The sequence below is a fragment of the Pseudoalteromonas sp. MMG022 genome, from assembly GCF_021654245.1.
Taxonomy (GTDB): domain Bacteria; phylum Pseudomonadota; class Gammaproteobacteria; order Enterobacterales; family Alteromonadaceae; genus Pseudoalteromonas; species Pseudoalteromonas amylolytica.
In genome coordinates this window covers 1-12382 of the sequence record NZ_JAKFZQ010000028.1, presented here as the reverse complement: position 1 = coordinate 12382, position 12382 = coordinate 1, and the positions used below count along the sequence as shown (strand labels likewise).

Below are 12382 nucleotides of genomic sequence, written 5' to 3'. Positions count from 1 at the left end.
TTAATTAAGGAATGTTATGAAAACCGCGTTGAAGATATTGGTTGGGGCTATTGTGCTCTTAATGGTGGTGGCAGTGGCCGCACCTTTTTTTGTCCCCACAGAACGGATCATAAGTGAGTTATCTGAGCAAGTAGAGTTAAACACTGGGCGTCAACTGCAAATTAAGGGGCAAAGTGAGCTCTCAGTCATACCGAGCCTGAAAATTGAATTAAATGATGTTCACTTTGCAAATGCGACAACGGGTTCAAGGCCTGACATGGTCAGTATGCAGTCGTTAGAGGTCTATATTCCTTGGTTGTCAATTTTTACCGGCGAAGCGAAATTGGAAAAGTTTGTAATTCGTAAGCCGGATATTTTACTAGAAACAGACAAAAATGGTATCGCAAACTGGCAGATCCTACCTGAGCAGCCTACGCCAACTCGCACAGAGACTGAGCAGCAATCAAGTAAACCTACATCGCTACCAGAAGGTTTTGATATTAAACTCGGTGAAGTTGCGATTTACGGTGGGAAGTTTACGTTTAAAGACGGTCAGACTGGCGCGCAGCACCAGTTAAGTGATATCGACGTGAGTGTGCAATTACCTTCATTATACGAGACATTAGCGGTTGCGGGCGCGGTGACCTATCAGCAGCAAGCATTTGAGCTAAATGCAACTTTGGCAACACCTGTAAAGTTGTTAAAAGGCGAAGCCTTTACAGTGACACAAACAATCAACTCGGCGCTTGCCGATATGAATTTCAAGGGTGAAGTCGCGCAAATGGGCAAAGATATACAGGGAGATCTGAGCTTAAAAGGGGACTCTGTAAAAGCCATTGCACAGTGGCAAGGTGTTGACCTCAACGCTAAAGAAGATGCGTTCAACGCCTTTGAAGTAACAGGAAGTATGCGAATGCAAAAGCAGACGTTTACGCTTGAGCAGCTCAGCGCAAAATTAGATGCATTGTCCATATCCGGCAAAAGTACAGTTGGATTGGGTGGGCGCTTGAATGTAAAGGCTAATGTAGATCTGGGAATGCTTGACCTTAATCCTTATTTGCCAGAACCAGTCGCACAACCAGAGGAACCTAGCGAGCCAGAGGGGGCTGCACCAATTGTGTGGGATGATACGAAACTGAATTTATCGGCATTAAACGCGCTGGATGCGAATGTTGTGGTGCGTTCGACAGGCCTTAAAGCGCGAGAAATTAAGTTGGGTAAAAACCAGCTATCATTGACGCTCAAAAATGGCGCAGCCAATTTGAGTCTAGATGAGTTTAACGCCTATGAGGGGGTTGGTCAGGGGACTGTTAAGGTCGATGCCAGCCGCGTACCGTACAAGGTTAATACTCAATTTAAGCTCGATAATATTAATGCAGAGCCACTGCTCACTGACGCAGTCGGCTTTGATAAAGTATTGGGTAAAGGCGGTATGCAGTGGCAGTTAGCGACGCAAGGGCAAAGCCAAAAAGACTTTGTTTCGGCGCTTGCAGGAAAGTTTAACTTTGATTTGAAAGATGGTGGCGTAAAGGGCGCAAATATTGCTGAGATGACACGCCAAGCTAAGGAAATGCTCAAAGGCGACTTTTCATCTTTAAAAGAAGGTCTCAACGCTGATTTTAACCCTGATCAAAAGACGGACTTCTCGTCCTTAACTGGCAGTTTGATATTCACTAATGGGGTGGGGCGTAATACCGATTTGTATCTTGCCAGCCCATTAATACGCATAACGGGTGAAGGCGAAGTGGACTTACCACAAACCAATGTAAATTATCGCCTAGTTACTGGCATTGTTGATACCATTGAAGGTCAAGCTAGTAGCGATGACAGTACAGGTTTTAAAGTTCCGTTGCGTATAAAGGGTCCATTCCATAAAGTTGATGTAAACCTTGATGTAAGCAGCACAGCCAAAGATAAACTAAAAGACAAAGCGAAAGACAAGCTAAAAGATAAACTGAAGGGGTTATTTGGCGGCTAATAATTGAAACATTTATTTGATACTAAAAAAGGGGCTATGTAGCCCCTTTTAAGTTGCTGACCTTAGCGCAACATTAAGGCAGTGAAGTTTGAACCGAGAGAGGCCATGTTAATCTCATTCACGAGTAACCCAAATTCAATATTATTCATTTGATGGCCGCTAGAACGTATGTTCTAGTGATATATTAGTTACGTCATAACAAGGAGCGATGAATGAGGGCTGCCACACAGGGGGTCAGGCTTACAGTATACCTGCTGGCAAGTGCATCCTTCGTAAGTATTGCTGATGAAGACTACAGTGAACAGCCTTTTTACCCCAACGGTGCAAGCAATGCGGTGAGTATCACTTTTGATGATGGTAGGCATAGCCAGTTGGACATTGGTGTCCCTATACTCAACAAGCACGGTATAAAAGCAACCTTCTATGTTAGTCGGGATAATGTTGTCGCGCGTTTACCGGATTGGCAAAAAGTGGTAGCAAACGGTCACGAAATCGGCAATCACACTACGTCACACGTATGCACAGGCAATTTTCAGTGGTTGCGAAAGCAAAATAAAGGGTTGGAGCAAACCAGTTTAGATTGGCTTCGCAAAGATATAGAACAAACAAACATATACATTGAAAAACATCTGAAAGTAAAACCTCGGTCGTTTGCCTACCCCTGTGGGAACACGTTTGTAGGTCGCGGACAAAATGTAAAAAGCTACGTGCCGATGGTCGCTACACTGTTTGAGTCTGGCCGCACCTGGTTAGATGAAACCGCTAATGACCCGACTTATACAGACTTTGCCCAACTAACGGGTATCCGCATTGATGGTATGAGCTTTGATGAAATCAAACAATTGTTGGATTTATTACGCTTTCGTAATAGTTGGGTCATACTTGCTGGGCATGATGTAGGTAAGAAGGGGCCTTATACGGTAGATAGTGTGGCATTGGCGCAGCTAATCATTTACCTAAAACAGCCGAAAAATGGTTATTGGCTAGATACCGTGGATAATATAACCAAGCACATAAAGAAAAATCGTGCACCTATTAAGTAGATACAGACTAAGCTAAAAAGTTAGGTTGTTTTTTAACCTAATGAAGTGTAAAGGGAGTTTGCTGTTGAAATCGCTAACTTATGCCCCCACCTAGTAAAACTGTACCTACTACAATGACCGTGTTTGCTAAATTAATTAAAAATTGAACTATCAATACGCATACTTTGCTGGTACAATTGCCCGCCCTTGAAAGACAAATAACTCGTTTTTTGAGCGGAAAATAATCTAAATGCTTTGATTTTAAACAAAATTAAAGCGAGTTGTAACTACACCGGAGCTCATTAATATGATCCAAATGCAAACTCAGCTGGACGTTGCTGATAACAGCGGCGCTCGCAAAGTGCAGTGTATTAAAGTCCTTGGTGGTTCGCACCGTCGCTACGCGGCTGTTGGTGACATCATTAAAGTTTCTGTTAAAGAAGCTATTCCTCGCGGTAAAGTGAAGAAAGGTGATGTTAAAAACGCGGTAGTTGTGCGTACTAAAAAAGGCGTTCGTCGTCCGGACGGTTCATTGATCCGTTTCGATAGCAATGCGGCTGTTATCTTAAATGATAACTTACAGCCTATTGGTACTCGTATCTTCGGCCCTGTGACTCGTGAACTACGTACTGAAAAGTTCATGAAAATCGTTTCACTAGCCCCAGAAGTACTATAAGGAGTCTATCATGGCAGCAAAAATCCGTCGTGATGACGAAGTAATCGTACTAGCCGGTAAAGACAAAGGTAAGCGCGGTAAAGTGCTTTCAGTTGTAACTGAAACTGGTCGAGTATTTGTCGAAGGCATTAACTTAATCAAGAAGCACCAGAAGCCTGTTCCACAATTGCAGCAAGCTGGCGGTATTGTTGAGAAAGAAGCGTCAATCGACGTATCAAACGTTGCGATCTTCAACCAGGAAACTGGTAAAGCAGATCGTGTAGGTTTCAAGATTGAAGACGGTAAGAAATTACGTATCTTCAAATCTACTGGTAAAACTATCTAATAGTTGGAGTAGACGATGGCGAAACTGCATGAAGTATATAAAGACAAAGTAGTCGCTGAACTTCAAGAGAAGTTTGGTTTCAGCTCTGTCATGCAAGTCCCTCAGATCGAAAAGATCACATTAAACATGGGTGTGGGCGAAGCCCTAGCTGACAAGAAAATTCTAGAAAACGCTGTTGCGGATCTAGAAGCCATCTCTGGTCAGAAAGCTCTTATCACGAAAGCACGTAAATCAGTTGCTGGTTTTAAAATTCGTGAAGGCTACCCAATTGGCTGTAAAGTAACCCTACGCGGCGAGCGTATGTGGGATTTCCTTGAGCGTTTAGTCTCAATTGCGATGCCACGTATTCGTGACTTCCGCGGTGTTAGCGCTAAGTCTTTCGACGGTCGCGGTAACTACTCTATGGGCGTACGTGAGCAAATCATCTTCCCAGAAATCGATTATGATAAAGTAGACCGCGTTCGCGGTATGGATATCACAATCACTACTTCTGCGAAAACTGATGAGGAAGGCCGTGCGTTGTTAGAAGCATTTAACTTCCCATTCAAGAAATAAGGGTAGGGTTATGGCAAAGAATTCTATGAAAGCGCGCGAAGCAAAGCGCACTAAATTAGTTGCTCAGTATGCTGAAAAGCGTGCGGCACTAAAAGCTATCATCAGCGATGTTAACGCATCTGAAGATGATCGTTGGGATGCGGTATTAAAGCTTCAAAGCTTACCGCGTGATTCAAGCCCTGCACGTCAACGTAACCGTTGTAACATCACGGGCCGCCCACATGGTTTCCTTCGCAAATTCGGCATGAGCCGTATTAAAGTTCGCGAAGCAGCTATGCGCGGTGAAATTCCTGGCCTTAAAAAGGCTTCTTGGTAATAGAGTCACGGGAGTAAGACATGAGCTTGCAAGATCCTATTGCGGATTTGTTCACACGTATCCGTAACGGTCAGACTGCGAAGAAGGTATCAGTTTCTATGCCAACTTCAAAGCTGAAAGTAGCAGTTGCTAAAGTACTAAAAGAAGAAGGTTACATCACTGACTTCGCAGTAGCTGGCGACGCAAAACCAGAATTGACTATCGAATTAAAGTACTTCGAAGGCAAAGCTGTAATCGAAAACATCCAGCGTGTTAGCCGCCCTGGTCTACGTATCTATAAGAAACGTGACGCATTACCTAAGGTAATGGGTGGTCTAGGTATCGCTATCGTATCAACTTCTCAAGGCTTGATGACAGACCGCGCAGCACGTAGTGCAGGCGTTGGTGGTGAAATCATTGGCTTTGTAGCTTAATCGGAGGGGAACAATGTCTCGTATAGCGAAGGCTCCAATTACAGTTCCTGCCGGTGTAGAAGTTACAATTAAAGGCCAGGACATCACAGTTAAAGGCAAAAATGGTGAGTTGTCTCGTACTATCAACGACGCAGTTGAAGTAACTCTAGCTGACAACGTGATCACAACGACTCCTCGTGACGTTGCGAACGCGTGGGCACAAGCAGGTACTGCTCGTGCACTTATCAACAACATGATTGTTGGTACTAACGAAGGTTATGAGAAAAAACTTCAACTAGTTGGTGTTGGTTACCGTGCGGCTGTTAAGGGTAAAGTTGTAGACTTAACTCTTGGCTTCTCTCACCCAGTGAACTTTGATATCCCTGAGGGCATCACTATCGAAGCTCCAAGCCAAACTGAACTTGTAGTTAAAGGCGCTGACAAACAACTAGTTGGTCAAACTGCTGCTAACATCCGTTCATACCGTGAACCAGAGCCTTATAAAGGTAAAGGTGTACGTTATGCTGATGAGCACGTGCGTCGTAAAGAAGCTAAGAAGAAGTAAGGTAAGACGATGGATAAGAAAACAGCTCGTCTACGTCGTGCTAAACGCACCCGTAGAAATTTTATTGAACAAGGCACAACGCGTCTTGTTATCCACCGCACGCCACGTCACATTTACGCTCAGCTAGTAAACGCTGAAGGTAAAGTACTGGCTGCTGCTTCTACAGTTGAAAAAGCAATTGCTGAATCAGTATCAGGCACAAGCAACATCGCTGCAGCGCAAGCTGTAGGTAAAGCGATCGCAGAACGTGCAGCTGACAAAGGTGTTGAAAAACTAGCCTTTGATCGCAGTGGCTTTAAATATCACGGCCGTGTGAAGGCGCTTGCTGATGCAGCGCGTGAAGCCGGTCTGCAATTCTAGGAGTAGACAATGGCTAACGTAGAAGCAAAAGCACAACAGCCTGAATTGGCTGAAAAGCTAATCGCGGTAAACCGTGTGTCTAAAGTGGTTAAAGGTGGTCGTATCTTTAGCTTCACTGCACTAACTGTAGTTGGTGACGGCGCAGGTAAAGTAGGTTTTGGTTATGGTAAAGCACGTGAAGTTCCAGCGGCTATTCAAAAAGCAATGGAAAAAGCGCGTCGCAACATGATCAACGTTGAACTAAACGGTAACACGTTACAGCACCCAATCAAGGGTCGCCACGCGGGTTCTAAAGTATACATGCAGCCTGCATCTGAAGGTACTGGTATCATCGCCGGTGGTGCGATGCGTGCGGTACTAGAAGTAACAGGCGTACAAAACGTACTATCTAAAGCATACGGTTCAACAAACCCAATCAACATCGTTCGTGCAACAATTTCAGCGCTAGAGAACATGAATTCTCCAGAGCGTATTGCTGCAAAACGTGGTTTAACTGTTGAACAGATTCAGGGGTAATTAACCATGGCTAATAAAACTGTAAAAGTTACTCAAGTAAAGAGCTCTATCGGTCGTTTACCGAAGCATAAAGCAACTTTACGTGGCCTTGGTTTACGTCGTATCAACCACACTGTTGAGTTAGAAGACACAGCATGTGTACGTGGTATGATCAACCAAGTTTCTTACATGGTTAAGGTTGAGGGGTAATTCGAATGCATTTGAATACACTTTCACCTGCTGCTGGTGCAAAAACTGAAAAGAAACGTCTAGGTCGTGGTATTGGTTCTGGTCTTGGTAAGACTGGTGGCCGTGGTCATAAAGGCCAAAAATCACGTTCTGGCGGTAAAGTACGCGTTGGTTTCGAAGGCGGTCAAATGCCTATGCAACGTCGTCTACCTAAGTTTGGTTTCACTTCACGTAAATCTTTAGTATCTACAGAAGTTAACCTATACGAAATCGCTAAAGTTGAAGGCGATGTGGTAGACCTAAACGCGTTACAAGCAGCTGGTCTAGTTAAAAAGAACGTTCTGTTCGTTAAAGTTGTTAAATCTGGCGAAGTTTCACGCGCAGTAACTGTTAAAGGCATTAAAGTGTCTAAAGGTGCTCGCGAAGCTATCGAAGCTGCCGGAGGCAAGGTAGAAGAATAAGGAAGTACACTATGGCTAAACCAGGTCAAGATATGCAAAGTGCACAAAGTGGGCTTGCGGAACTGAAGCGCCGATTACTATTTGTATTGGGTGCTATCATTATTTACCGTCTAGGTTCATTCGTGCCGATCCCTGGGATTGATGCCGCTGTACTTGCCGATTTCTTCGAGCAACAAAAGGGCACCATTGTTGAAATGTTCAACATGTTCAGCGGTGGTGCGCTTGAGCGTGCTTCGGTACTGGCGCTAGGTATTATGCCGTATATTTCGGCTTCAATCATAATGCAGCTATTAACGCATATACATCCTGCGATGATAGAGCTTAAGAAAGAAGGCGAACAAGGGCGTAAGAAAATTAGTCAGTACACGCGTTATGGTACGCTTGTGCTTGCTACATTCCAGTCAATTGGTATAGCTACTGGCTTACCAAGCATGATGGACGGGTTAGTTGTTAACCCAGGTTTCGGTTTCTACTTCACCGCAGTGGTGAGTTTAGTGACTGGTACCATGTTCTTGATGTGGCTGGGCGAACAAATCACAGAACGAGGTATTGGTAACGGTATCTCAGTCCTGATTTTTGTTGGTATTGTAGCTAACCTGCCGTCTGCAATTGGTTCGACAGCTGAAATGGCGCGCCAAGGTGATCTGAATGCTCTTGTACTGCTATTGATTGCGGTAATCGTATTCGCAGTTACTTATCTTGTGGTGTTCTTTGAACGTGGTCAACGTCGTATCGTCGTTAACTACGCTAAACGCCAGCAAGGTCGTCAAGTATTTGCTGCTCAAAGCACGCATTTACCACTAAAAGTAAACATGGCGGGTGTTATTCCACCAATCTTTGCTAGCAGTATAATTTTGTTCCCTGGTACAATTGCAAGCTGGTTCGGCCAAGGTGAAGGTCCGGTCGCTGATGTGCTACAGGCTATCTCTGCGGTATTGACTCCTGGTCAACCTCTGTATGCGATGGTTTTAGCTGCGGCTATTATCTTCTTCTGCTTCTTCTACACTGCGTTGGTATTTAACCCGCGTGAGACAGCAGACAACCTGAAAAAATCTGGCGCTTTTATTCCAGGCATTCGTCCAGGTGAGCAGACATCTAAATACATTGATAAAGTGATGACACGCCTGACATTGGCAGGTGCTTTGTATATAACCTTTATCTGTCTGGTGCCCGAGTTTATGACCATGGCATGGCAAACGCCATTCTACTTCGGCGGTACATCAATTTTGATTATCGTGGTTGTGATCATGGACTTTATGGCACAAGTACAGACTCATATGATGTCACATCAGTATGATTCTGTGCTGAAAAAAGCAAACCTTAAAGGCTATGGCCGATAAGGTTATTTTCACGGAGTTGAGCAATGAAAGTACGTGCTTCCGTTAAGAAAATTTGCCGTAACTGTAAAGTTATCAAGCGTGCTGGTGTAGTACGTGTGATCTGCAGTGAGCCTAAGCACAAGCAAAGGCAAGGCTAATAAAAGTCATGCAGGCTAAGTAAATACTACTTAGCCTGTGTTTTTGAATATGATCTGATCTTCGTTTGAGTATCCTTGCGGGCTTTTCAAACAGATGGGTATCGGATCTAAATATAGGAGATGTGTTAGTGGCCCGTATCGCTGGCATTAACGTCCCTGATCATAAGCATGCAGTTATTGGTTTAACTAGCATCTATGGTGTAGGTAAAACTCGCGCTAAGGCGATCTTAGCAGCGACTGGTATCGCCGAAACTACAAAAATCGGTGATCTTTCTGACGAAACACTTGACGTACTTCGTGAAGAAGTTGGCAAGTACACAGTCGAAGGTGATCTTCGTCGTGAAGTGACTTTAAACATCAAGCGTCTTATGGACCTTGGTTGTTTCCGTGGCTTACGTCATCGTCGTTCGTTACCACTACGTGGTCAACGTACTAAGACTAACGCGCGTACTCGTAAGGGTCCTCGCAAGCCTATCAAGAAATAAGGTGGGGTAAGTTATGGCTAAAGCACCAATTCGTCGTAAAAAGGTCAAAAAGCAAGTTGTTGATGGTATGGCGCATGTTCATGCATCATTCAACAACACAATCGTAACCATTACTGACCGTCAAGGTAATGCTCTTTCTTGGGCGACTGCAGGTGGTTCTGGTTTCCGTGGTTCACGTAAGTCTACTCCGTTCGCTGCACAGGTTGCTGCTGAGCGCGCAGGTACTGCTGCACAAGAGTATGGTCTTAAGAACCTAGAAGTATTCATTAAAGGTCCAGGTCCAGGCCGTGAGTCTGCTGTACGTGCATTGAATGCTGCGGGTTACCGTATCACAAACATCACTGACGTGACGCCAATCCCTCATAATGGTTGTCGTCCACCGAAGAAACGTCGCGTTTAACAATAGGTTAGGAGAAAGAACATGGCAAGATATTTGGGCCCTAAGCTCAAGCTGAGTCGTCGTGAAGGTACTGACCTGTTCCTTAAGAGCGGCGTGAGAGCTATCGACTCAAAGTGTAAGCTTGAGACAGCACCTGGTCAGCACGGCGCTCGTAAAGGTCGTCTATCTGATTACGGTTTACAATTACGTGAAAAGCAAAAAGTACGTCGTATCTACGGCATTCTTGAGAAGCAATTCCGTAACTATTATAAAGAAGCTGCTCGCCTTAAGGGTAATACAGGTGAAAACCTACTACAGCTTCTAGAGCAACGTTTAGACAATGTTGTATATCGCATGGGTTTTGCAAGCACACGTGCTGAAGCACGTCAGCTAGTTAGCCACAAAGCGGTTATGGTTAATGGTCGTGTTGTTAATATCCCTTCTTTCGTAGTTACTCCTGAAGATGTAGTAGTAATTCGCGAGAAGTCTAAAAAGCAAGCGCGTATCATCGCTGCTCTAGAGTTGGCTGAGCAACGTGAAAAGCCAACTTGGATTGAAGTTGACGGTAAGAAAATGGAAGGTAGCTTCAAGCGCCTACCAGAGCGTTCTGATCTGTCTGCGGACATTAACGAACAACTAATCGTCGAACTTTACTCGAAGTAAAGTTAAGAGTTAAGAGAGGATAAAATGCAGGGTTCTGTAACCGAATTCCTAAAGCCAAGGTTAGTCGATATCGACGCTATCAACCCAACGCGTTCTAAAGTAGTTTTAGAACCACTAGAGCGTGGTTTTGGCCACACTTTGGGTAACGCTTTACGCCGTATACTGTTGTCATCTATGCCAGGATGTGCAGTAACTGAAGTTGAAATCGACGGTGTATTGCACGAGTACAGCGCGAAAGAAGGCGTTCAAGAAGACATCATTGAAATTTTGTTGAACCTTAAAGGTTTAGCGGTATCTCTAGAAGGTAAAGATGAAGTTTTTCTGACCCTGACTAAGTCTGGTGTAGGCCCTGTGACTGCGGCAGATATTCAGCACGATGGAGATGTAACAATCGCCAACCCAGATCACGTCATTTGTCACTTAACTGCTGACAATAGTGAAATTAGCATGAGAATTCGTGTTGAGCGTGGTCGTGGTTATGTGCCTGCGTCTAGCCGTTTATCCTCTGATGACGATGAGCGTCCAATTGGTCGTTTGTTGCTTGATGCATCATTCAGTCCAGTTGAGCGTATTGCGTACTCGGTTGAGTCAGCCCGTGTTGAACAACGTACAGACTTAGACAAGTTAATCATTGATATGGAAACAAACGGCACTTTAGATCCTGAAGAAGCGATCCGCCGTGCGTCTACTATCTTAGCTGAGCAATTAGAAGCATTCGTAGATTTACGTGATGTTTCTGAGCCAGAAGAGAAAGAAGAGAAGCCAGAATTCGATCCTATTCTACTTCGTCCAGTTGATGATCTTGAGCTAACAGTACGTTCAGCAAACTGTCTGAAAGCCGAGCAAATTCAATATATCGGTGACTTAGTACAGCGTACTGAAGTTGAGCTTCTGAAAACACCAAACCTTGGTAAGAAGTCTCTAACTGAAATCAAAGATGTACTGGCTTCACGTGGTCTATCACTAGGTATGCGCCTAGAGAATTGGCCGCCGGCAAGCTTAGCTGAATAAGCTAAGTTACTATATTTTAGTTAGAAGGATAGGGTCATGCGCCATCGTAAGAGTGGTCGTCAATTAAACCGTAACAGCAGCCATCGCAAAGCGATGTTCAGCAACATGGCTGGTTCTTTGGTGAAGCACGAAATCATCAAAACAACTTTGCCTAAAGCGAAAGAGTTGCGCCGTGTAATTGAACCTTTAATCACACTGGCTAAGACTGACAGTGTAGCAAACCGTCGTTTAGCGTTTGCTCGCACGCGTGATAAAGAAGTAGTTGGTAAATTATTCAGCGAAATCGGTCCTCGTTTTGAGGGTCGTCCAGGTGGTTACACTCGTATTCTTAAGTGTGGCTTCCGTGCTGGTGATAATGCACCAATGGCTTACGTTGAACTTCTAGACCGCCCAGTTGCGGAAGAAGCTCAAGAAGACGCACAGTCTGCAGAGTAAGTCTTTATAAGACATTAAAAAAGCCGAGCTATCGCTCGGCTTTTTTCGTTTTGGAGTTCTTTCTGTAAATTAAAAGTCCCTATGAAGGCGTAATCTAGGTGATTGTCGTGACTCCCGTGTTTAGCAATGTTGCTTGGAATACCAATCACACCTATTTTTTGCAATGAAAGTACTCTCAGGGCTATATCTCGGCTCAAGTCCAGTAGCTGATATCTCCATACCAAAAGTAATGAATAGTGCACGTTGCCTCGCTCAGCATCGCCCGAAAGTTCAATAGAGGCACCTTGAACGTAGAAAATGCTAAATTTTCTGTGGCCGTTGATCTGTCAGAAGAAATGGATTGCTTATGATAAGTCCCTCCCTTACATGAAAACTTGTCCAGTTTTCATACTTTCTGAGTGCCTAAGGTATCTCTCCAACGATATCGTTTAGCGCTACTAATCTAAGTAATGGGGCTGACTTCACCTGCAGTACTGGCGGCCACGATAATTTTTACGTTTGCTAATACGCTAGCTCAAAACGGGTTAAGATTTAGAAGAAAAGACAAATCAACGTAATTTATGTATGTTTTTTGTCCAAAACGCCGCTGCAAAAGTTGTAAAAATGAACACTTGGTGTG

19 protein-coding genes are annotated in these 12382 nt (G+C 44.3%); all 19 read left to right on the top strand.

The window, feature by feature from the left end; genetic code table 11:
- Positions 1–16: 16 nt before the first annotated feature.
- The 19 genes from L1070_RS18625 to rplQ all read left to right on the top strand — a co-directional run bounded on the left by L1070_RS18625 (position 17) and on the right by rplQ (position 11763).
- Entirely contained in the window at positions 17–1957 is a 1941-nt protein-coding gene (locus L1070_RS18625) for an AsmA family protein (protein ID WP_237126676.1), read from the top strand.
- A gap of 212 nt (positions 1958–2169) precedes the next feature.
- The gene (locus tag L1070_RS18620; protein WP_237126675.1) at positions 2170–3000 is read left to right on the top strand and encodes a polysaccharide deacetylase family protein; all 831 of its coding nucleotides are present in this window, start codon (positions 2170–2172) and stop codon (positions 2998–3000) included.
- Positions 3001–3286: 286 nt separating this feature from the next.
- On the top strand, positions 3287–3655 hold the full coding sequence (rplN, locus tag L1070_RS18615) for a 50S ribosomal protein L14 (RefSeq protein ID WP_010378257.1): 369 nt from the start codon (positions 3287–3289) through the stop codon (positions 3653–3655).
- A 10-nt stretch (positions 3656–3665) separates the two neighbouring features.
- On the top strand, positions 3666–3980 hold the full coding sequence (gene rplX, locus L1070_RS18610) for a 50S ribosomal protein L24 (RefSeq protein WP_070986511.1): 315 nt from the start codon (positions 3666–3668) through the stop codon (positions 3978–3980).
- A 15-nt stretch (positions 3981–3995) separates the two neighbouring features.
- Positions 3996–4535: a 50S ribosomal protein L5 gene (rplE, locus tag L1070_RS18605; RefSeq protein WP_070986510.1), complete on the top strand. Its 540-nt coding sequence runs from the start codon at positions 3996–3998 to the stop codon at positions 4533–4535.
- Positions 4536–4545: 10 nt separating this feature from the next.
- Positions 4546–4851: a 30S ribosomal protein S14 gene (rpsN, locus tag L1070_RS18600; protein WP_058031299.1), complete on the top strand. Its 306-nt coding sequence runs from the start codon at positions 4546–4548 to the stop codon at positions 4849–4851.
- 20 nt (positions 4852–4871) lie between these two features.
- Positions 4872–5264 (top strand): 30S ribosomal protein S8, encoded by a 393-nt coding sequence (gene rpsH, locus L1070_RS18595; protein ID WP_070986509.1) that lies wholly within the window; start codon positions 4872–4874, stop codon positions 5262–5264.
- A gap of 13 nt (positions 5265–5277) precedes the next feature.
- A complete protein-coding gene (gene rplF / locus L1070_RS18590; RefSeq protein WP_070986508.1) occupies positions 5278–5808 on the top strand; it encodes a 50S ribosomal protein L6 in 531 nt (176 codons plus the stop codon).
- A 9-nt stretch (positions 5809–5817) separates the two neighbouring features.
- Complete coding sequence (rplR, locus tag L1070_RS18585; RefSeq protein ID WP_070986507.1) at positions 5818–6168, top strand: 50S ribosomal protein L18; 351 nt, start codon at positions 5818–5820, stop codon at positions 6166–6168.
- Positions 6169–6177: 9 nt separating this feature from the next.
- A complete protein-coding gene (rpsE, locus tag L1070_RS18580) occupies positions 6178–6684 on the top strand; it encodes a 30S ribosomal protein S5 (RefSeq protein ID WP_070986506.1) in 507 nt (168 codons plus the stop codon).
- A gap of 6 nt (positions 6685–6690) precedes the next feature.
- Positions 6691–6873 carry a 50S ribosomal protein L30 gene (rpmD, locus tag L1070_RS18575; protein ID WP_016710201.1) on the top strand — a complete coding sequence of 61 codons (183 nt, stop codon included), beginning with the start codon at positions 6691–6693 and terminating at the stop codon, positions 6871–6873.
- 5 nt (positions 6874–6878) lie between these two features.
- Complete coding sequence (gene rplO / locus L1070_RS18570; RefSeq protein ID WP_070986505.1) at positions 6879–7313, top strand: 50S ribosomal protein L15; 435 nt, start codon at positions 6879–6881, stop codon at positions 7311–7313.
- A gap of 11 nt (positions 7314–7324) precedes the next feature.
- The gene (secY, locus tag L1070_RS18565; protein WP_070986504.1) at positions 7325–8653 is read left to right on the top strand and encodes a preprotein translocase subunit SecY; all 1329 of its coding nucleotides are present in this window, start codon (positions 7325–7327) and stop codon (positions 8651–8653) included.
- Between the two features lie 23 nt (positions 8654–8676).
- Positions 8677–8790 carry a 50S ribosomal protein L36 gene (gene rpmJ, locus L1070_RS18560; protein WP_002959476.1) on the top strand — a complete coding sequence of 38 codons (114 nt, stop codon included), beginning with the start codon at positions 8677–8679 and terminating at the stop codon, positions 8788–8790.
- Between the two features lie 128 nt (positions 8791–8918).
- Positions 8919–9275 (top strand): 30S ribosomal protein S13, encoded by a 357-nt coding sequence (rpsM, locus tag L1070_RS18555; protein WP_058031679.1) that lies wholly within the window; start codon positions 8919–8921, stop codon positions 9273–9275.
- A gap of 13 nt (positions 9276–9288) precedes the next feature.
- Positions 9289–9675, top strand: coding sequence for a 30S ribosomal protein S11 (gene rpsK / locus L1070_RS18550; RefSeq protein ID WP_010363724.1), 387 nt, complete (start codon positions 9289–9291; stop codon positions 9673–9675).
- Positions 9676–9696: 21 nt separating this feature from the next.
- Positions 9697–10317, top strand: a complete 621-nt coding sequence (rpsD, locus tag L1070_RS18545; RefSeq protein WP_070986503.1) for a 30S ribosomal protein S4 — start codon at positions 9697–9699, stop codon at positions 10315–10317.
- 24 nt (positions 10318–10341) lie between these two features.
- Complete coding sequence (gene rpoA, locus L1070_RS18540; RefSeq protein WP_152084659.1) at positions 10342–11328, top strand: DNA-directed RNA polymerase subunit alpha; 987 nt, start codon at positions 10342–10344, stop codon at positions 11326–11328.
- Positions 11329–11364: 36 nt separating this feature from the next.
- Positions 11365–11763, top strand: a complete 399-nt coding sequence (gene rplQ / locus L1070_RS18535; RefSeq protein WP_070986501.1) for a 50S ribosomal protein L17 — start codon at positions 11365–11367, stop codon at positions 11761–11763.
- Positions 11764–12382: the final 619 nt, after the last annotated feature.

Bases quoted from the DNA above. Each gene is read 5' to 3' on its own strand.
- L1070_RS18625 (WP_237126676.1), top strand. From the start codon at position 17: ATGAAAACCGCGTTGAAGATATTGGTTGGGGCTATTGTGCTCTTAATG.
- L1070_RS18620 (WP_237126675.1), top strand. From the start codon at position 2,170: ATGAGGGCTGCCACACAGGGGGTCAGGCTTACAGTATACCTGCTGGCA.
- rplN (WP_010378257.1), top strand. From the start codon at position 3,287: ATGATCCAAATGCAAACTCAGCTGGACGTTGCTGATAACAGCGGCGCT.
- rplX (WP_070986511.1), top strand. From the start codon at position 3,666: ATGGCAGCAAAAATCCGTCGTGATGACGAAGTAATCGTACTAGCCGGT.
- rplE (WP_070986510.1), top strand. From the start codon at position 3,996: ATGGCGAAACTGCATGAAGTATATAAAGACAAAGTAGTCGCTGAACTT.
- rpsN (WP_058031299.1), top strand. From the start codon at position 4,546: ATGGCAAAGAATTCTATGAAAGCGCGCGAAGCAAAGCGCACTAAATTA.
- rpsH (WP_070986509.1), top strand. From the start codon at position 4,872: ATGAGCTTGCAAGATCCTATTGCGGATTTGTTCACACGTATCCGTAAC.
- rplF (WP_070986508.1), top strand. From the start codon at position 5,278: ATGTCTCGTATAGCGAAGGCTCCAATTACAGTTCCTGCCGGTGTAGAA.
- rplR (WP_070986507.1), top strand. From the start codon at position 5,818: ATGGATAAGAAAACAGCTCGTCTACGTCGTGCTAAACGCACCCGTAGA.
- rpsE (WP_070986506.1), top strand. From the start codon at position 6,178: ATGGCTAACGTAGAAGCAAAAGCACAACAGCCTGAATTGGCTGAAAAG.
- rpmD (WP_016710201.1), top strand. From the start codon at position 6,691: ATGGCTAATAAAACTGTAAAAGTTACTCAAGTAAAGAGCTCTATCGGT.
- rplO (WP_070986505.1), top strand. From the start codon at position 6,879: ATGCATTTGAATACACTTTCACCTGCTGCTGGTGCAAAAACTGAAAAG.
- secY (WP_070986504.1), top strand. From the start codon at position 7,325: ATGGCTAAACCAGGTCAAGATATGCAAAGTGCACAAAGTGGGCTTGCG.
- rpmJ (WP_002959476.1), top strand. From the start codon at position 8,677: ATGAAAGTACGTGCTTCCGTTAAGAAAATTTGCCGTAACTGTAAAGTT.
- rpsK (WP_010363724.1), top strand. From the start codon at position 9,289: ATGGCTAAAGCACCAATTCGTCGTAAAAAGGTCAAAAAGCAAGTTGTT.
- rpsD (WP_070986503.1), top strand. From the start codon at position 9,697: ATGGCAAGATATTTGGGCCCTAAGCTCAAGCTGAGTCGTCGTGAAGGT.
- rpoA (WP_152084659.1), top strand. From the start codon at position 10,342: ATGCAGGGTTCTGTAACCGAATTCCTAAAGCCAAGGTTAGTCGATATC.
- rplQ (WP_070986501.1), top strand. From the start codon at position 11,365: ATGCGCCATCGTAAGAGTGGTCGTCAATTAAACCGTAACAGCAGCCAT.